General features: G+C 62.9%; 22 protein-coding genes. 11 read left to right on the forward strand and 11 right to left on the reverse strand.

Going from position 1 to position 16,277, the window contains the following annotated elements:
• Positions 1 to 28: 28 nt before the first annotated feature.
• The 3 genes from nadA (at position 29) to nadC (ending at position 3,959) form a co-directional block, all read left to right on the forward strand.
• Positions 29 to 1,108 carry a quinolinate synthase NadA gene (gene nadA, locus J2Z75_RS20765; RefSeq protein ID WP_209854697.1) on the forward strand — a complete coding sequence of 360 codons (1,080 nt, stop codon included), beginning with the start codon at positions 29 to 31 and terminating at the stop codon, positions 1,106 to 1,108.
• A gap of 175 nt (positions 1,109 to 1,283) precedes the next feature.
• Complete coding sequence (locus J2Z75_RS20770) at positions 1,284 to 2,882, forward strand: L-aspartate oxidase (protein ID WP_209854698.1); 1,599 nt, start codon at positions 1,284 to 1,286, stop codon at positions 2,880 to 2,882.
• A 168-nt stretch (positions 2,883 to 3,050) separates the two neighbouring features.
• Positions 3,051 to 3,959 (forward strand): carboxylating nicotinate-nucleotide diphosphorylase, encoded by a 909-nt coding sequence (nadC, locus tag J2Z75_RS20775; protein WP_209854699.1) that lies wholly within the window; start codon positions 3,051 to 3,053, stop codon positions 3,957 to 3,959.
• A 21-nt stretch (positions 3,960 to 3,980) separates the two neighbouring features.
• Here the strand turns inward: nadC and J2Z75_RS20780 are convergent, their stop codons facing one another.
• Together J2Z75_RS20780 and J2Z75_RS20785 are read right to left on the reverse strand one after the other, a co-directional pair.
• Entirely contained in the window at positions 3,981 to 4,202 is a 222-nt protein-coding gene (locus J2Z75_RS20780; RefSeq protein ID WP_209854700.1) for a DUF6434 domain-containing protein, read from the reverse strand.
• A 10-nt stretch (positions 4,203 to 4,212) separates the two neighbouring features.
• Entirely contained in the window at positions 4,213 to 4,443 is a 231-nt protein-coding gene (locus tag J2Z75_RS20785; RefSeq protein WP_209854701.1) for a hypothetical protein, read from the reverse strand.
• A gap of 197 nt (positions 4,444 to 4,640) precedes the next feature.
• On the opposite strand from J2Z75_RS20785, the gene J2Z75_RS20790 reads away from it, so the two are divergent.
• Positions 4,641 to 5,153 (forward strand): superoxide dismutase family protein, encoded by a 513-nt coding sequence (locus tag J2Z75_RS20790; RefSeq protein ID WP_209854702.1) that lies wholly within the window; start codon positions 4,641 to 4,643, stop codon positions 5,151 to 5,153.
• Between the two features lie 15 nt (positions 5,154 to 5,168).
• On the opposite strand, the gene J2Z75_RS20795 is transcribed toward J2Z75_RS20790, so the two are convergent.
• The 8 genes from J2Z75_RS20795 to J2Z75_RS20830 form a co-directional block, all read right to left on the reverse strand.
• Entirely contained in the window at positions 5,169 to 6,200 is a 1,032-nt protein-coding gene (locus J2Z75_RS20795) for an NUDIX hydrolase (RefSeq protein WP_209854944.1), read from the reverse strand.
• A complete protein-coding gene (locus tag J2Z75_RS20800; protein ID WP_209854703.1) occupies positions 6,136 to 6,675 on the reverse strand; it encodes a tyrosine phosphatase family protein in 540 nt (179 codons plus the stop codon). Before J2Z75_RS20800 ends, J2Z75_RS20795 begins: the two co-directional genes overlap by 65 nt.
• 1 nt (position 6,676) lies before the next feature.
• Positions 6,677 to 7,285, reverse strand: a complete 609-nt coding sequence (locus J2Z75_RS20805) for a YfbR-like 5'-deoxynucleotidase (RefSeq protein ID WP_209854945.1) — start codon at positions 7,283 to 7,285, stop codon at positions 6,677 to 6,679.
• Positions 7,282 to 8,121, reverse strand: a complete 840-nt coding sequence (gene ygfZ, locus J2Z75_RS20810) for a CAF17-like 4Fe-4S cluster assembly/insertion protein YgfZ (RefSeq protein WP_209854704.1) — start codon at positions 8,119 to 8,121, stop codon at positions 7,282 to 7,284. Before ygfZ ends, J2Z75_RS20805 begins: the two co-directional genes overlap by 4 nt.
• A 73-nt stretch (positions 8,122 to 8,194) precedes the next feature.
• Positions 8,195 to 8,944, reverse strand: coding sequence for a hypothetical protein (locus J2Z75_RS20815; protein ID WP_209854705.1), 750 nt, complete (start codon positions 8,942 to 8,944; stop codon positions 8,195 to 8,197).
• A gap of 13 nt (positions 8,945 to 8,957) precedes the next feature.
• Positions 8,958 to 9,227, reverse strand: coding sequence for a hypothetical protein (locus tag J2Z75_RS20820; protein WP_209854706.1), 270 nt, complete (start codon positions 9,225 to 9,227; stop codon positions 8,958 to 8,960).
• Positions 9,228 to 9,352: 125 nt separating this feature from the next.
• Positions 9,353 to 9,775 carry a TIGR02301 family protein gene (locus J2Z75_RS20825; RefSeq protein ID WP_209854707.1) on the reverse strand — a complete coding sequence of 141 codons (423 nt, stop codon included), beginning with the start codon at positions 9,773 to 9,775 and terminating at the stop codon, positions 9,353 to 9,355.
• A 55-nt stretch (positions 9,776 to 9,830) separates the two neighbouring features.
• Positions 9,831 to 10,253, reverse strand: coding sequence for an NUDIX hydrolase (locus tag J2Z75_RS20830; protein WP_209854946.1), 423 nt, complete (start codon positions 10,251 to 10,253; stop codon positions 9,831 to 9,833).
• A gap of 64 nt (positions 10,254 to 10,317) precedes the next feature.
• Here J2Z75_RS20830 and J2Z75_RS20835 point away from each other — a divergent pair, with 64 nt between their 5' ends.
• Entirely contained in the window at positions 10,318 to 11,082 is a 765-nt protein-coding gene (locus tag J2Z75_RS20835) for an SOS response-associated peptidase (protein WP_209854708.1), read from the forward strand.
• Positions 11,083 to 11,086: 4 nt separating this feature from the next.
• Here the strand turns inward: J2Z75_RS20835 and J2Z75_RS20840 are convergent, their stop codons facing one another.
• On the reverse strand, positions 11,087 to 11,242 hold the full coding sequence (locus J2Z75_RS20840; RefSeq protein WP_209854709.1) for a hypothetical protein: 156 nt from the start codon (positions 11,240 to 11,242) through the stop codon (positions 11,087 to 11,089).
• Positions 11,243 to 11,659: 417 nt separating this feature from the next.
• Between J2Z75_RS20840 and cysS the strand changes: the two genes are divergently transcribed.
• The 6 genes from cysS to pip all read left to right on the forward strand — a co-directional run bounded on the left by cysS (position 11,660) and on the right by pip (position 16,107).
• A complete protein-coding gene (cysS, locus tag J2Z75_RS20845) occupies positions 11,660 to 13,051 on the forward strand; it encodes a cysteine--tRNA ligase (RefSeq protein WP_209854710.1) in 1,392 nt (463 codons plus the stop codon).
• A 242-nt stretch (positions 13,052 to 13,293) separates the two neighbouring features.
• Positions 13,294 to 13,662, forward strand: coding sequence for an endonuclease domain-containing protein (locus J2Z75_RS20850; protein ID WP_209854711.1), 369 nt, complete (start codon positions 13,294 to 13,296; stop codon positions 13,660 to 13,662).
• Positions 13,659 to 14,141: a GFA family protein gene (locus J2Z75_RS20855; protein ID WP_209854712.1), complete on the forward strand. Its 483-nt coding sequence runs from the start codon at positions 13,659 to 13,661 to the stop codon at positions 14,139 to 14,141. The genes J2Z75_RS20850 and J2Z75_RS20855 overlap by 4 nt, the downstream gene beginning before the upstream one ends.
• On the forward strand, positions 14,138 to 14,638 hold the full coding sequence (locus J2Z75_RS20860; protein ID WP_209854713.1) for a GFA family protein: 501 nt from the start codon (positions 14,138 to 14,140) through the stop codon (positions 14,636 to 14,638). The genes J2Z75_RS20855 and J2Z75_RS20860 overlap by 4 nt, the downstream gene beginning before the upstream one ends.
• A complete protein-coding gene (locus tag J2Z75_RS20865; RefSeq protein ID WP_209854714.1) occupies positions 14,635 to 15,105 on the forward strand; it encodes a GFA family protein in 471 nt (156 codons plus the stop codon). Before J2Z75_RS20860 ends, J2Z75_RS20865 begins: the two co-directional genes overlap by 4 nt.
• Positions 15,106 to 15,147: 42 nt before the next feature.
• Positions 15,148 to 16,107 (forward strand): prolyl aminopeptidase, encoded by a 960-nt coding sequence (pip, locus tag J2Z75_RS20870; RefSeq protein ID WP_209854715.1) that lies wholly within the window; start codon positions 15,148 to 15,150, stop codon positions 16,105 to 16,107.
• Positions 16,108 to 16,277 lie beyond the last annotated feature (170 nt).

The following is a 16,277-nucleotide window of genomic DNA, read 5'->3' on the forward strand; positions in this document are numbered from 1 at the left end:
GCCGGAGGGGCGGTGAGAGGAGCACTCGATGACGATCGCACAGAATCAGGCGACCCTTGGAAGTTCGGGCGCGGTAAAGACCGCCGCCGAGCGTTTCGGCATCCTCGAACGGCCGGACCTGACGTTCACGCCGGAGATCGCCCGCGAGACGGAGCATCTCTATGAACGCGTCAAGCAGTTCGTTCCCGCCTTCGAATGGCCGGTCTATGCGCCCTATGTGCATGCCATCAATCGGCTGAAGAAAGAACGCGGCGCCGTCATCCTCGCGCATAACTACCAGACGCCGGATATTTTCCACTGCGTCGCCGATATCGTCGGCGATTCGCTGCAGCTTGCGCGCGATGCCACCAAGGTGGACGCCGAGATCATCATCCAGTGCGGCGTGCACTTCATGGCCGAGACCTCCAAGCTCCTCAACCCGGAAAAGACCGTACTGATCCCGGACGGCAAGGCCGGTTGCTCGCTGTCGGAATCGATCACCGGCGCCGATGTGCGGCTGCTCAAGGAGCGCTATCCTGGCGTGCCTGTCGTGACCTATGTCAACACGTCGGCCGACGTGAAGGCCGAGACCGACATCTGCTGCACCTCGTCCAATGTGCTCGCCGTCATCGAGAGCCTGGAGAGCGACACGGTACTCTGCATTCCGGACGAATACCTGGCGATGAACGTCGCCAAGCAGACCAAAAAGAAGATCCTCACCTGGAAGGGCCATTGCGAGGTGCACGAGCGCTTCACGGCCGCCGAGCTGCTCGCCTACAAGGAAGCCGATCCCACCATCGAGATCATCGGTCATCCGGAATGCCATCCGGACGTCATCGCCGTCTGCGATTTCGCCGGCTCCACCGCGGGCATGATCAACTACGTCAAGGACAAGCGTCCGGCTCGCGTGCTGCTGGTCACCGAATGCTCGATGGCCTCCAATATCCAGGCCGAGGTCAAGGGCGTCGATTTCATCAAGCCGTGCAATCTCTGTCCGCACATGAAGCGCATCACGCTGCCGAAGATCCTCGACAGCCTGCTGTTCATGACGGAGGAAGTGCTTGTCGACCCGGCGATCGCCGGCCGCGCAAGGCTTGCCGTCGAGCGGATGGTGAATTTGAAGCAGTAGAGGGCTAGGCCGAGCGCTGCCTCTTCTCCCCGGCGGGGAGAAGGTGGCCGAAGGCCGGATGAGGGGGCGGGCCAAGCAAACAGAGTTTGCGGCAAGACCCCCCCCTCGTCGCCTCGCAAAGCTCGGCACTTCTCCCCGCTGGGGAGAAGAGAAGAATTGCCGGAGGAGGAATACAATGCTGACCGACCATTTCCGTCCACAGACCTTCAACGGCATCGACGACATCGTCATTGTCGGCGGCGGCCTTGCCGGCCTCTTCTGCGCGCTGAAGCTCAGCCCGCGCCCCGTCACCGTGCTGGCCGCAGCGCCCATCGGTCACGGCGCCTCGTCCGCCTGGGCGCAGGGCGGCATTGCGGCTGCCATGGGCCTGGGCGATACCGTCGACAAGCACGTCGCCGATACGCTGATCGCCGGTGCCGGCATCGTCGACGAGAAGATGACGCGGATGATGGTGGCGGAAGGTCCGGCGCGCATCCACGACCTGCTTGGCTACGGCGTGCCCTTCGACCGAGATCTGGAAGGCAAGCTGCTCTTGTCGCGCGAAGCTGCCCATTCCGAGCGACGCATCGTCCGCGTCAAGGGCGATATGGCCGGCAAGGCGATCATGGAGGCGCTGATTGCGGCGGTGCGCAACACGCCGTCGATCCGGGTACTCGAAGGTTACGTCGTCGAGGAACTGGTGCGCGAGGGCCGCTTCATCTCCGGCGTCATCGCCCGGCCGGATGCGGGTCAGTCAAAGAAGCGCGTTTCGTTTCCGGCCCGCGCCGTCGTGCTCTGCTCCGGCGGCGTCGGCCATCTCTTTTCGGTCACGACCAACCCGACTGAGGCCTGCGGCCAGGGCGTGGGCATGGCCGCCCGCGCCGGTGCGATCATCGCCGATCCGGAATTCATCCAGTTCCACCCGACAGCCATCAATATCGGCCGCGATCCGGCACCGCTGGCAACCGAAGCCCTGCGCGGCGATGGCGCGCATCTGATCAATTCCGCCGGTCATCGCTTCATGCTCGACATCCATCCGGATGGCGAACTGGCACCCCGCGACATCGTCTCCCGCGGTGTCTTTGCTGAAGTGCAGGCCGGGCGCGGCGCCTTCCTCGATTGCACCAAGGCGGTCGGATCGCATTTTCCCGAAGCATTCCCCACCGTCTATGCCTCCTGCATGTCGGCAGGCATCGACCCGGCGACCCAGCCGATTCCGGTCGTTCCGGCGGTCCATTATCACATGGGCGGCGTGCTGACCGATGCGGAAGGCCGCACCTCGATCGATGGTCTGTGGGCCGCCGGTGAGGTGACTTCGACCGGTGTCCACGGAGCCAACCGGCTGGCCTCCAATTCGCTGCTGGAGGCCGTGGTCTTTGCTGCCCGCATCGCCGAAAACATCAAGGGCATGCTGCCGGAGCCGAAGATCACCGACTGGGGCAACAATGCCGGCGAAAACGATGACCCGGTTACCCTTGAAGACAGCCCGTCGCTGACCGCGCTGCGCCATATCATGAGCGATCATGTCGGCGTCATCCGCTCGCGCCAGACCCTGGCCCATGCCATCCGCGCCATCGCCAATCTGGAGCGGCAGAACACGCGGCTGCGGTTCGGCAATATCGTCACCACGGCCAAGCTGATCGCCACCGGCGCCTATCTGCGCACCGAAAGCCGCGGCGGCCATTTCCGTTCCGATTGCCCGGACCCGAAACCGGAGTGGAAGCACCGGACGTTCCTGACGCTCGCCGAGGCCGACCGGATCGTCGCGGAAGTGACGGAAACGGAAAGCGTTTAAGAGTTCTCTTCTCCCCAGCGGGGAGAAGGTGGCCCGAAGGGCCGGATGAGGGGGAGCCAAACACACGGAATGTGCCGTGCCACCCCCTCATCGCCTCGCATGCTCGGCACTTCTCCCCGCACAGGGGAGAAGAGGAAGCCCTCCCGTTTAATACTGAAAGAGCCCGCCATGACACCCATAGCCCTTCGCCCCGAACTGCCGGCCCTGATGGTCGAGGACCAGGTCCGCTCCGCCCTGCTGGAAGACCTCGGCCGCGCCGGGGACATCACCACCTATGCAACGATTGCGCCGGACAGGACCGCCACCGCCGAAATGAATGCCCGCGAAAACGGCGTCGTTGCTGGCGTGGAACTCGCCCGCACCGCCTTCCGGCTGGTCGATCCGGTCATCCGTTTCGAGGCGCTGGTGGCGGATGGCGACCGGATTGCTCCCGGCACGGTGCTCGCCCGTATCTCAGGCCCGGCGCGTGGCCTGCTGTCGGCCGAACGCGTCGCGCTCAATTTCCTCATGCATCTCTGCGGTGTCGCCACCTACACCTCGAAATTCGCTGCCGAAATTGCCCACACGAAGGCAAAAGTCTGCTGCACCCGCAAGACCATTCCCGGGCTGCGCGCGCTGGAGAAATATGCGGTGCGCCTCGGCGGCGGCTCCAACCATCGTTATGGCCTCGATGACGCGATCCTGATCAAGGACAACCACATCGCGGTTTCCGGCGGCGTCGCCTCTGCCGTCCATGCCGCTCGCGCCTATTGCGGCCATCTGGTCAAGATCGAAGTCGAGGTTGACGGGCTGGAGCAGATGCGCGAGGCGCTGACCGCCAGTCCGGACGTGATCCTGCTCGACAATATGGGGCCGGACACTCTCCGCGAGGCCGTCGCAATCAATGCCGCCCACTGGCAGCTACCGGCCGCCGCCTATGCCGCCGATCCGCGCCGCACCAAGCTGGAAGCCTCCGGCAACGTCAACGTCCAGACCATCCGCGCCATCGCCGAAACCGGCGTCGATTACATCTCGACCTCGAAGATCACCATGGCAGCGCCGACGCTGGATATCGGGCTGGATGTGGTGATCGGCTGAGGACATGGCAGTGTAGGGCTCTCACGCTCTGGCGCTTGCCTTCCGCCGTTTCCATTCGTCCGCCACGTCGCCCATCGTCTTTGCCGTGCCGTCCTTGATCCACGCCATGAAGGCACGGTCGAAAGCAAAGCCGTCACCACACTGCGCGGTGAGGAAGCGGCGGACATTCTGGGTGTTCCGGTAGGTCGGCGTGACCGCCGTATCGCGGTCGATCGGATCGGCGTGCCAGTCGAAACCTGCCATCTCTGTTCTCCTATCGCTGCAGCACGAACGGGCAGACCAGGCGTGCGCCAACCGTCAGTGTCCTGCCGCAGTCGTAACGGCAGGTCTTGAACGGCCCGTTCACGTCCTCGCCATTCAGATTGCACTGGGTGATCGTCGTTTGGGCGGAAGCGCCGTTGCCGTCGAAATAGTCGGGAATGGCCGGCTTGTCCTCCGGCGCGGTGAGAAGGGCACCGGCGAGGAAAAGAGCAATCGTCTTCATCGGTTCCGGCCTCGCTGTTTTGTGGATCGTTCGCACCTCGGATGGGAAAACTATCAAGGCGATTTACATTGAGCAAAACAATCCGGCTTTTATCCGGTGCCGTGGGGTATTCCGCCCGGAGGTGGAGATTATTTCGGAACCGCACGCCCGGTGACACGTTCCCCCGAGGACATCCCCGTCCACTGGAGGAATATCCCATGAAACGCCTGATCACCACGCTCGCCCTGGTTCTCGCGACGGCGACGGCCGTCTATGCGCAGGCATCGTCGCAGACGGCCATCGCCAATTTCGTCGGCAAGGACGGCAAGGAAACCGGCCGGGCATCGATGACCCAGGGCAAGAACGGCGTTCTGATCGAGGTGGAGGTGACAAACCTGCCGCCGGGCAAATGGGTGGCGTTCCATATCCATGAAACCGGCAAATGCGATGCCGCGCACAATCACGAATCGGCCGGAAAACATTTTAATCCGGGCAAGACCGAGCACGGTTTCCTCGCCGTCAACGGCCCGCATGCCGGCGACATGCCCAATCAGTATGTCGGCAGCGACGGCGTGCTGCGCGGCCAGGTGTTCGACAGCATGGTCGTGCTCGACAACGCCGAAAACGGCATTCGCGGCCGGGCGCTGATGGTCCACGCGAAATCCGACGACAACCGCAGCCAGCCCTCCGGCGATGCCGGCGAACGGCTCGCCTGCGCCGTGATCGAATAGTCGATCCGGGAGCGGCTATCGGCCGCCGACCTTCAGGCCCGGGGCCGGGCGCTCGTCGAGAATCTGCCGGCGAAAGCGGAAGAGGGCGGCCGGGCGGCCGCCTGTGGCAGCCGTCAGCATGCCGGTGGGCTCAACAAGCTCGGCACCTTCGACAAGACGGCGGAAGTTCTGCTTATGCAGATGCCGGCCGGAAATCGCCTCGACGGTCGCCTGCAGGTCGGTCAGCGTGAATTCGGGCGGCATCAGTTCGAAGATCACCGGGCGGTACTTGATCTTGCCGCGGAGCCGGGCGATGGCCGTGGCGACGATGCGCCGGTGATCGTGGCGCATGGTCAGCCCGATCGGCGGGGTCCCCGTTGCAACCGCGCGACCATCGATCACCGCCTCGCCGACAAGACCCGCCTCGTAGAGAAGCTCGTAGCGCTCCAGCACGCGCTCCTCATCCCAGGGGAAATCGTCGAGCCCGAAGGCAAGCCGCATGCGGGTGCGCCGCTGCGGCAGCCCCATGCGCTCGTCCTGTTGCCCACTCTTTTCCCACAGGCGAAGCGCCGGCAGGATCAGCTGGTCGATCAGCGCGGGGCGGCCCTGCCGCCAGTCTTCCCACGGCAGGTAGCTGTACCAGTCGCGCCAATGCGCGCCGGCGTCTGCCAGACGTGCATTGTTTTCGGCGTCGGTGCGTGTCAGGGCGAGATAGCCGACCGAAACCATGTGCTTGCCGATTTCACCGGTCGAACGATGGCGGCCCTGGTCGCCGAACGTGTAGAGCTGCTCGATATAGCCGAGGTCGAGCGCCGTCTGCTGCTCGACGCTGGCCCGAAGGCTGGTTTCGAACGTCCGGTGAAGCGCGGGATCGAACGGCCCGAAGGGCAGGCCGTCGCGGCTGTCGTCCAGTCCCTCGCTGACCGCAAGAATCCGCGGCGAACGGCTGGTCACCGCGACGATCGCCGCGTTGAGGCCGATTTCGACGGTGACGCTCTTTTCGTCAACCGGCATGGACGGCAGGCTCCGGCAGCGGGGAGAACACGAAGGGCATATTGCCGTCCGCATCGGCGCCACGGCCGATCGCCTTGATCGCGGCAACCAGCCGGCCGTTGCGCGACAGCAACTGGTCGCCGATCTCGATCAACCGGGAATTGGGGGTGACATAGGCGGAGGCGGTCCGCAGCCGCCGCGCCAGCTCCATCTCGTCCTGATCGGGCTCCACGGCGAGAGCAACGATGGCGGCAGCGGCGGGCGAGCGGGAGACACCCATCCAGCAATGGATCAGCAGCGGTGCCGAACGGTCCCATTGCCGCGCAAATTCGATGATCTGCCGCACATGGTCTTCCCCCGGCGCCACCAGGCCGGCATTTCCGGCAAACGTGATATCGTTCATCGAAAGCAGCAGATGCCGGTCGGCCGCGATCACCGCCGGACGATGGAACGTCTGCTCCTTTGCCATCAGGCTGATCATTTCGCAGGCGCGGTGGCGCACGGCCATTTCGGCGATGCGCGACAGGGGCGAGACGACGATCACCGGCATCTCAGGAGACCGCCCGTGCGCTCAGGCGTTCCGCTTCGATGGCCTCGAACCGTTCGGCAAACAGCTTTTGCGCCTCGATTGCCGGCAGCGGATCGATCAGGATCATCTCGCGGGTAATGCCGCGCGGCTGGCCGAAGAATTTCCGCGCTTCTTCCAGCGAAAACCCGGCAAGCACCGTCGCCTCGAAATAGGCGGCGATCTGGTCGGCCTTCTTGATCCTGCTCTTCAGTTCGGCCGGTGTTGAGGAGGGAAGGCCGAAGCGCAGATGGATGGCGCCTTCCAGCCGTTTCTCCACCACCTTGTAGCCGCCGCCGACCACCGCCTTGAATGGCGAGATCATATCGCCGATCACATATTCCGGCGCATCGTGCAGAAGTGCCATCTGGCATTCCTCGGCGCTGCCGTTGTATTGGCGGCGAAAGATTTCCTCGACCACCAGGCTGTGCTGGGCGACGGAAAAGGCATGGTCGCCTTCCGTCTGGCCATTCCAGCGGGCAACACGGGCAAGCCCATGGGCGATATCGGAGAGTTCGACATCGAGCGGTGACGGATCCAGCAGATCCAGCCGCCGTCCGGACAACATGCGCTGCCAGGCGCGGGCAGACATCAGGCGCTCGCCTCGTCGGCTTCAGCCGGAAAATCCAGGCCTGTCCACGCAGGCAGAACGAGCGTCACCGGGACTTCGCCGGCAAGAATCTGCTCACCCGACGCCATGGCATCGCCGGCCTTGTCGATGCGCACGATCGCCAGACCCGAGGAACCGATGACGCTGCCGAGCGCGCCGATCGTGCGCCCCTTGGCGGTCAGCGCGGTTCCTGTCGCGGGCAGGGCGGTGTCGGCCGCCACGATGACCACGCGGCGGCGTGCCGTGCCGCGATGCTGCATGCGGGAGACGACCTCCTGGCCGACATAGCAGCCCTTCTTGAACGAAAGCGCGCCGTTCTTGTCCATCAGAACGTCATGTGGAAAGGCGTCCTGCAACGCATAGTCGGCACCGGAAACGGCAACGCCGCTGGCGATCCGCAGGCGCTCGTATTCATCGGTGCCGGTTGCTTCGCCCGCCGCGCCATAGGCGCGATAAACGACCTTGTCGGCCTTGGCAAAACGGGCATCGCGGTAGGCGCCGGGCGCCTCCTCGAAGTGGACGGTCACAGGGGCCGGTGCCGTCAAGGACAGGGTAATTGGTGCGCGCAGCTTGTACATGGTCAGCCGTTTCAACAGCGCCTCGGCCTGGTCTGCTCCGGTTTCGAGCCGGATCGAGGTGCCGTCGCGCGTAACCATGAAATCGAACAGGATCTTGCCCTGCGGCGTCAAAAGGGCGCCGGGCCTGGCTTCGTCATCGTCCAGCAGGTCGAGATCGGTGGTGATCAGGGCCTGCAGAAAGTCCTGCGCGTCCTGTCCGGACACGGTGACGATGGCGCGATCTGGAAGAGCGATGGGCTGCATGGCGGTTGTCCTGTTCATCAAGTGAAACAGGTAGGATTTCGCAAGCGTCGCGGCAAGCGCTTTGCGCCGACCGTCAGTCGCCAGCCACGAAAAACTTCCATTGGCCGTCCGGCGTGATGCCGACGCGGTAGAAATTGTAGTTTCCGGCTTCCTCCATCTGTGCGAAATCGCCGGCGGTCACCAGCCGGAAGAGATCGACCTTTTCCGGAGGGGTCAGCGAGGACAGCCGCTTTTCGGTGAAATAGGGCCAGACATACATTTCATCGGGCGTGCCTTTTTCCGTGAGGACGAAACCGGCCGACAGGACATCGAGCAGGATAGCCAGGATTTCGATGCCCTGCGGATCGCCGGAAAGACCTTTCAGCGTCTCGACGGGATCGCCGTCGGTCTCGCTCACCTGTGTCTGGGTCGGGCCTTTGCCGAGCAGCGGCCGCAATCGTTCGATGTCTCCGGAGGCCGCCGCCTCGACGATCAGTTCCCGCATGCGGGCAACAGGCTCGGGGATTTTCGAAACATCCGACAGCACTTCGACCGGGGCGTCGGGCGCCTGGTCTTCGGCCGAATCATCCTTGGCATCGCGGGCGGGTTTGTTGACCAGCGGATCCGGCATCGGGATCTGCATCGGTCCTTCGTCGCCCGGCTCGTCCTCTTCGGGAACGTCCTTGGCCTTGTTGTCCTGGCCGGTCTCTCCGGGTATCTGCTTCAGCTCGCTGAGCGCGAGGGTGGAATGGAGGGGAAGCAGGGCGGTGGCAAACAGGCTGGCAAGCAGCAACGCAGAAAGGCGAACCGCACGCGTCCGGCTTGCTGATATCTGGCGTTTCATGACGGCCTCGAAACTACTGCAGGGTGCGTTCCGGTGAGAACTCGCCGGCCAGCATGCGCTCGCGTAGCGACTTCAACATGGCTTCGGCCCCGTCTTCGCCATGGATGCGGATCGTCTCGCGCATGGCAAGAGCAATGGCAGCGTCGGCGATGATTTCCGGCTCGATACCGTCGGCCATCCCATCCGCCCAGGCTTCATTCTGGTGTTCCAGCGCTGCCTGCATCTTCTCATGAACGATCATGTCGTCGATGTCATTCAGACTGGGTTCCATCATTCGTTCCATGCCGTTTCACGCTCTTTACTTGGCATCCAACTCGATCCGATGCCACTTCTTACCACTCTCTTAACAACCTTAGCAGCCTTTTCCCAAAACGACACGGGCTCCTGAAGAAAGAGGTTAATTTCCCGTTAATTTCCAAAGCGGGCGGTTATTTCTGAAGCAAGTGTTGCTCCTTCGGCACGGTATCGCTCGTCGGCGACGACCGCCGGCGGCGTGCAGGCGGTGTAAACGGAGGCAAATGTGCGGTAGCCGCGGTTGAAGGCGGCCGTCATGCGGGCACGCCTTTGGGCCTCGCCCTGCGCCTCCTTGTCGAGCAGGTCCTGCATCGACTGTCGCCAGCTGTCGGCCGCTGGATCCTTGCAGAGCGTGCGCAAATAGTGAACGGAACCAAGGATTTCCGCCAGCCGCAGCAGCCGTGCATCATAGGGCGCGGGCTTTTCGACAGCCACGTTGGGAACGCTGGACGGCGTGGTCTCCTGCGCCTGGACGCCAAGCGGCAGGCCGATGAAAACCAGCAAAAAACACCATCGTGTGGCTGAAAAGCGGATCATGCCTCTTTCAAGCCCCGAATCACGCCTGCGGGCAAGCGGATTTTCGCGCGGAGCGTCATCTGCTGCGGAGCGCCTCGAGTTTTTCCACGCATTCGCGCACGCTCTCGGGGATGGGGAGATTAAAGATCTCGGCTGCCGTGAACCAGCCGATGCCGGCCGCATCGTCGCCCGCGACCGCAACGAGATCCGGATCGGCCTCGACCTTGAAGACCGAGAGGAAGAAATGCCGGGCGCCGGCGCCATCCGAATCACGCGGTGGCAGGTCGTAGGTCTCGAACAACAGCGGATTGCGCGCCCCAATGCCGGTCTCTTCCAGAAACTCGCGCACCGCCGTTTCCGCCGGCGTTTCGCCATCCTCGGCCCGCCCGCCGGGAAAGGCGTACATGTCCGCGGACGGTGGATTGGCACGGCGCACAAGCAGGTAGCGCCCATCGCGTTCGAGAATGGCGGATGAGGCAAGTTGGGGAGAGGCTGTCATGTTCGTGAACCAGGCAAGCATCGAAAATCTTGACCCACATTAGGTGAAATGCGATTTGAATGCCATGTGCGGACGATTTTCGCTGACGGCGACACCGAGGGAATTGGCTGAAGTCTTCGGTCTTCTGGAAACGGAGGATTTTCCGGCGCGGTTCAATATCGCGCCGACGCAGCCGATCTTGGTGGTCATGTCCGGCGAACGCCAGAGGCCGGGCAGCAACCTGCCGGAGCGCAGGGCGCTGCTGGTGCGCTGGGGGCTGACGCCCTCCTGGGTCAAGGACCCGCGTGATTTTCCGCTGCTGATCAACGCGCGCGCCGAAACCGCCGCCGGCAAGGCTTCGTTCAAGGCGGCGATGCGCCATCGGCGCGTTCTGATCCCGGCATCCGGTTTCTATGAATGGCATCGGCCGTCGAAGGACAGCGGGCAGGCATCGCAGGCCTACTGGATCAGGCCAAGGAACGGCGGCATCGTCGCCTTTGCAGGCCTGATGGAGACCTGGTCTTCCGCCGATGGGTCGGAGGTCGATACCGGCGCGATCCTGACCACCCATGCCAATTCGCGAATCGGCGATGTCCACGACCGCATGCCGGTGGTGATCAAGCCGGAGGATTTTGCCCGCTGGCTTGATTGCAGGACGCAGGAACCGCGCGATGTCGCCGATCTGATGGCACCGGCGGATGACGACTATTTCGAGGTCATCGCCGTGTCGGACCGGGTGAACAAGGTGGCCAATACCGGCGCCGACCTTCAGACGCCGGTTCAGGTTGCCGCAAGACCCGCCGCAAAGCCCAAGGAGCCGCCGGAAAACCCTCAGCTGTCGCTCTTTTGAGCGATCAGGCCGGCTGCTTCGGCATCGCGGGTTTCTTCACCGGCTTGGGTTTGATCTGCAAAGCGGCGGCAAGCACGGCCTTCAGGCCGAGCGGACGGTATTGCTCGACGAGATTGGCCGCGGTTCGCGGACTGTTCTTGTCGGTCTTTTTACCAGGCATTTCAAACTCTCCTTGATGCTTTCCCTAGCTGGAAGCGCTTCATTCCGGTGTGTTTTCCACCAGAACGGCGTTCCTTGTTGTGCCCCGGGAAACAGGCTTTAATGTGCAAGTGCTTGAAAGCCTTGTTTCCCCGGGCGTCCGGTGTTTCCAGATAAGCGCAATCATGACAAAACAATGACGAATAATCCAGTATCCCAACATATGATGCTGGAGCGCGGCTGACCTCTTGACCGGACGTGAACGAAGCGCGATAAGTGAGCCCATGAAAACGGTTATCTGCATCACCTGCCGGATTATTATTCGCTAGCTTCCAAGCTGGCCTAGCCGTTTTCGTCTCCCAAAAATCAAGATGACAACGCGAAGGTCCAGCCGGGCGGCTGCGTGCATTCGGTGCTATGCGGAATTGGGAGATTGGGAATGAGCGGACTGCCGACATTGAAACTGTACAACACGCTGACGCGGGAGAAGGCGGATTTTACGCCGATCGACCCCAAGAACGTCCGCATGTATGTCTGCGGCCCGACGGTTTATGATTTCGCCCATATCGGCAACGCCCGCCCGGTCATCGTCTTCGACGTGCTCTACCGGCTGCTGCGGCATATCTATGGCGAAAGCCACGTCACCTACGCCAGCAACATCACCGACGTCGACGACAAGATCAATGCGCGGGCGCTGCGCGATTTCCCCGATCTGCCGCTGAACGACGCCATTCGCGCGGTGACGGAAAAGACCGAGACGCAGTTTCTCGATGACGCCAAGGCGCTCGGCTGCCTCGACCCCGACGTGCAGCCGCGCGCCACCGACAATATTTCCCGGATGATCGAGATCATCGAAACGCTGATCGCCAAGGGCCATGCCTATGTGGCGGAAGGCGAGGTTCTGTTCGATACAAAGTCGATGGCCGACTACGGGCAATTGTCGAAGCGCAATCTCGATGAGCAGCAGGCCGGTGCGCGTATCGCTGTGGATGCGCACAAGAAGAACCCGCAGGATTTCGTACTCTGGAAACTGTCGTCCGACAACGAGCCCGGCTGGGAAAGCCCATGGGGCAGGGGCCGCCCCGGCTGGCACATCGAATGCTCGGCGATGAGCCAGCGTTATCTCGGCGAGACCTTCGACATCCATGGCGGCGGGCTCGACCTGATCTTCCCGCACCACGAAAACGAAATCGCCCAGTCACGTTGCGCCCACGGCACGGACGTGATGGCCAATGTCTGGATGCACAACGGTTTCGTGCAGGTCGAAGGCCGCAAGATGTCAAAGTCCGACGGCAATTTCGTCACGATCCATGACTTGCTGCACACGGAGACGTTCGGCGGCCGTAAATGGCCGGGCGAGGTGCTGCGTCTGGCGATGCTGATGACGCATTACCGCGAGCCGATCGATTTTTCGATCAAGCGGCTGGAGGAGGCGGAGCGTTTGCTGGCAAAGTGGCCCGCGAGCAAGCCTGTCGATGCCGCCCCGGATGCATCCGTACTCAACGCGTTGGCCGATGACCTCAATACGGTCGCCGCGGTGCAAGCCTTGCATGCTTTGGCTTCTGCCGCGAATGCCGATCCAGCCCTGCTGCCCGGTTTTGCTGCAAGCGCTGCTTTGCTCGGCGTTCTGCCGGAGGAAGCGGTGGTCGATGGCGCCGTTGCGTCGGCTGTCGAAGCTCTGGTGGCGATGCGGCTGGAAATGCTGAAAACCAAAAACTTCGCCGAAGCCGACAAGATCCGCGACGACCTGCTGGCCAAGGGCATCCAGCTCAAGGACGGCAAGGACGCAGCGACCGGTGAACGCGTGACCACTTGGGAGGTCAAGCGATAGTGATCGTTGCTGTGGTCACCCCCCTCTGTCACTTCGTGACATCTCCCCCACAAGGGGGGAGATCGGGAGCCTGTGGCGGCCGCTCCGTTAAACAAGCGTGTCAAATATTTGTTGGGCCAGACCGGCTTGATTCAAACGTGGTTTTTTCGCAACCTGTGAGTGATCGTTTGGGCCAAAAAGCTCATCGCGATCGATCTCCCCCCTTGTGGGGGAGATGTCACGAAGTGACAGAGGGGGGTATCTTGCCACATACGCCAATCCCTCCGAAAGCCCGCTCCAATGGGCGCCGCATGCGAAAGAACCTGACCGACGCGGAGCTGAAGTTCTGGAACGCCGTGCGCGCCCACCGCCTCATGGGGCTCGGCTTCCGGCGCCAGCTACCTATTGCAGGTTATATCGTTGATTTCGCCTGCCCGGAGCAGCGTCTGGTCGTTGAACTCGATGGATCGCAGCACGCAATCGACGAGAACACCGCCTATGACGCCCAGCGGACAAAACGCCTCGAAGCGGACGGCTGGACTGTGCTGCGTTTCTGGAACGACGATGTTCTGAAGGATATCGATGACGTCTGCCTGCACATCCTGAAAGTTCTCGGAAAGGATTGGCCATGACCGCCCCCATCCGTTCCGGCGGCTGCCAGTGCGGCGCCGTCCGCTTCCGTGTCGAAGGCGAACTCGGCGACGCCTCGGTCTGCCATTGCCGCATGTGCCAGAAGGCGTTCGGCAATTTCTACGCACCGCTGGTTTCCCTCCGCCGGGCGAAACTCACCTGGACGCGGGGTGCGCCGAAGTTTTTCCAGTCGTCCAATGCCGTCAAGCGCGGCTTTTGCGGCGATTGCGGCACGCCGCTCTGCTACGAGGCGCCGGATGGCGTCGGTCTGGCGATCGCAGCCTTCGACAAGCCGGAAGGCATCGTCCCGAAAATCCAGTGGGGCATCGAGGCCAAGCTGCCTTATGTCGATCACGTGCCCGAACTGCCCGGCGAGGATACGATGGCCGATCAGGACGCCGTGTCGTTTCTGGCTCATCTCGTTTCCTACCAGCATCCGGACCACGATACGGCCGAATGGCCGCCGAAGGAGCGCCAATGAGCATCGCCCGCATCTATACCGGCGGCTGCCAGTGCGGCGCGGTGCGTTACCGGGCGGAAGGAACGCTTAGTGATCCGCATCTCTGCCATTGCCGCATGTGCCAGAAGGCGGCCGGCAACTACTTCATGCCGCTTGCCAATGCAAAGCGCGCGACGTTCAGCATCACCCGCGGTGCACCGGGCTGGTTCCGCTCGTCCGGGCTTGTGCGCCGTGGTTTTTGTTTCCTCTGTGGCACGCCGCTGTTTTACGACATGCCCGAGGCCGATTTCATCAACATCGTGCTGGGGTCGCTCGACGATCCCTATGATGTTCGGCCGCTGACACAATCCGGCATGGAATCGCGTGTTCCCTGGTTTTCGCATCTGCCGGAACTGCCGGGCTCTGAGACCGATACAGGCGATGAGGCGAGTACCGAGCGGCATCTGGCGATCCTTGAATCCAATCGCCAGCACCCCGATTACGACACGGAACATTGGCCACCAGAGGAAGAGACATGAGCGAGACCATTCGAACCGGAGGCTGCCAGTGCGGCGCCGTGCGTTTCCGCATTCACGGCGCGCTCGGCCGCCCGTCGATCTGCCATTGCCGCATGTGCCAGAAGGCCTTCGGCGGCTTCTTCGGCCCGCTGGTCACGATCAAGGGCGAGACCGAGTGGACACGCGGCGAACCCAGCTACTTCCAGTCCTCGATCAATATCGCCCGCGGCTTCTGCGCCGCCTGCGGCACGCCCTTGACCTACAGGCATCCCGGCGGTCTCGAAATCGCCATCGGCGCCTTCGACGACCGCACCGATCTCGCTCCGCAGATCCAGGTCAATTTCGCCGCCCGCAATCCATGGGTGACGACCATCTTCGACCAGCCGGTGCATGAGGATCCGAATTTCTACATGCAGCAGGAACAGATCATCTCCTTCCAGCATCCTGACCACGACACCGAAGTCTGGCCGCAGTTTCCCGATAGCTGATCGGCGCAAGCCGGCCTTGACCCACGATTGAAAGCAGACAGCATGACCGAAATTCTCCGCACGCTCTATCCGCAGATCGAACCCTACGCCTCCGGCCATCTCGACGTTGGCGATGGCCACAAGATTTACTGGGAAAAGTCGGGCACGCCGGGTGCCAAGCCCGCCGTCTTCCTGCATGGCGGCCCAGGCGGCACGATCGCGCCGAACCACCGCCGCCTGTTCGATCCGAAGCTCTATGACGTCACCCTGTTCGACCAGCGCGGCTGCGGCAAGTCGACGCCGCATGCGGAACTGGAAGCCAACACCACCTGGCATCTGGTCGCCGATATCGAGCGGCTGCGCGAAATGGCCGGCGCCGAAAAATGGCTGGTCTTCGGCGGCTCCTGGGGCTCGACGCTGGCGCTCGCCTATGCGGAAAAGCATCCCGAACGCGTTTCCGAACTCGTGGTGCGCGGCATCTACACGCTGACCAAGGCGGAGCTCGACTGGTACTATCAGTTCGGCGTCTCGGAAATGTTCCCCGACAAGTGGGAGCGCTTCATCGCCCCGATCCCGGAAAACGAGCGCCACGAGATGATGCTCGCCTATCATCGCCGCTTGACCAGCGACGACAAGGCGACCCGCGTTGCCGCCGCCAAGGCCTGGAGCATCTGGGAAGGCGAGACCATCACGCTTTTGCCGGAGCCGGCGACCTCGACGCCGTTCGAGGACGAAGACTACGCCCACGCCTTCGCCCGCATCGAAAACCACTTCTTCGTCAACGCCGGCTGGCTGGACGAAGGCCAGCTCCTGCGCGATGCCCACAAGCTGCACGGCATCCCCGGCGTCATCGTCCATGGCCGCTACGACATGCCATGCCCGGCAAAATATGCCTGGGCGCTGCACAAGGCCTGGCCCGAAGCGGAGTTTCATCTGATCGAAGGCGCGGGGCATGCCTATTCCGAGCCCGGCATTCTCGACACGCTTCTGCGGGCCACGGACCGGTTTGCGGGGAAGGTGTGATGACGACGACGGTTTTCAGTTTGCTGCGACCGACCCCCCTCTGTCACTCCGTGACATCTCCCCCACAAGGGGGGAGATCAGCCGCTAGCTTTTCGATGTCCCAATATCGGTGGGCACAGAGCCAACGGCCAATCTCCCCCCCTGTGGGGGAGATGTCGGCGTCGCCGACA

The organism is Rhizobium herbae, assembly GCF_017873135.1.
Lineage (GTDB): Bacteria > Pseudomonadota > Alphaproteobacteria > Rhizobiales > Rhizobiaceae > Pararhizobium > Pararhizobium herbae.

Coding starts and splice junctions, on each gene's coding strand:
- nadA (WP_209854697.1), top strand. CDS start 29: ATGACGATCGCACAGAATCAGGCGACCCTTGGAAGTTCGGGCGCGGTA.
- pip (WP_209854715.1), top strand. CDS start 15,148: ATGACCGAAATTCTCCGCACGCTCTATCCGCAGATCGAACCCTACGCC.
- J2Z75_RS20865 (WP_209854714.1), top strand. CDS start 14,635: ATGAGCGAGACCATTCGAACCGGAGGCTGCCAGTGCGGCGCCGTGCGT.
- J2Z75_RS20825 (WP_209854707.1), bottom strand. CDS start 9,775: ATGATCCGCTTTTCAGCCACACGATGGTGTTTTTTGCTGGTTTTCATC.
- J2Z75_RS20840 (WP_209854709.1), bottom strand. CDS start 11,242: ATGCCTGGTAAAAAGACCGACAAGAACAGTCCGCGAACCGCGGCCAAT.
- J2Z75_RS20830 (WP_209854946.1), bottom strand. CDS start 10,253: ATGACAGCCTCTCCCCAACTTGCCTCATCCGCCATTCTCGAACGCGAT.
- J2Z75_RS20795 (WP_209854944.1), bottom strand. CDS start 6,200: ATGCGGACGGCAATATGCCCTTCGTGTTCTCCCCGCTGCCGGAGCCTG.
- J2Z75_RS20800 (WP_209854703.1), bottom strand. CDS start 6,675: ATGCCGGTGATCGTCGTCTCGCCCCTGTCGCGCATCGCCGAAATGGCC.
- ygfZ (WP_209854704.1), bottom strand. CDS start 8,121: ATGCAGCCCATCGCTCTTCCAGATCGCGCCATCGTCACCGTGTCCGGA.
- J2Z75_RS20855 (WP_209854712.1), top strand. CDS start 13,659: ATGACCGCCCCCATCCGTTCCGGCGGCTGCCAGTGCGGCGCCGTCCGC.
- J2Z75_RS20770 (WP_209854698.1), top strand. CDS start 1,284: ATGCTGACCGACCATTTCCGTCCACAGACCTTCAACGGCATCGACGAC.
- nadC (WP_209854699.1), top strand. CDS start 3,051: ATGACACCCATAGCCCTTCGCCCCGAACTGCCGGCCCTGATGGTCGAG.
- J2Z75_RS20860 (WP_209854713.1), top strand. CDS start 14,138: ATGAGCATCGCCCGCATCTATACCGGCGGCTGCCAGTGCGGCGCGGTG.
- cysS (WP_209854710.1), top strand. CDS start 11,660: ATGAGCGGACTGCCGACATTGAAACTGTACAACACGCTGACGCGGGAG.
- J2Z75_RS20835 (WP_209854708.1), top strand. CDS start 10,318: ATGTGCGGACGATTTTCGCTGACGGCGACACCGAGGGAATTGGCTGAA.
- J2Z75_RS20815 (WP_209854705.1), bottom strand. CDS start 8,944: ATGAAACGCCAGATATCAGCAAGCCGGACGCGTGCGGTTCGCCTTTCT.
- J2Z75_RS20820 (WP_209854706.1), bottom strand. CDS start 9,227: ATGGAACGAATGATGGAACCCAGTCTGAATGACATCGACGACATGATC.
- J2Z75_RS20790 (WP_209854702.1), top strand. CDS start 4,641: ATGAAACGCCTGATCACCACGCTCGCCCTGGTTCTCGCGACGGCGACG.
- J2Z75_RS20785 (WP_209854701.1), bottom strand. CDS start 4,443: ATGAAGACGATTGCTCTTTTCCTCGCCGGTGCCCTTCTCACCGCGCCG.
- J2Z75_RS20780 (WP_209854700.1), bottom strand. CDS start 4,202: ATGGCAGGTTTCGACTGGCACGCCGATCCGATCGACCGCGATACGGCG.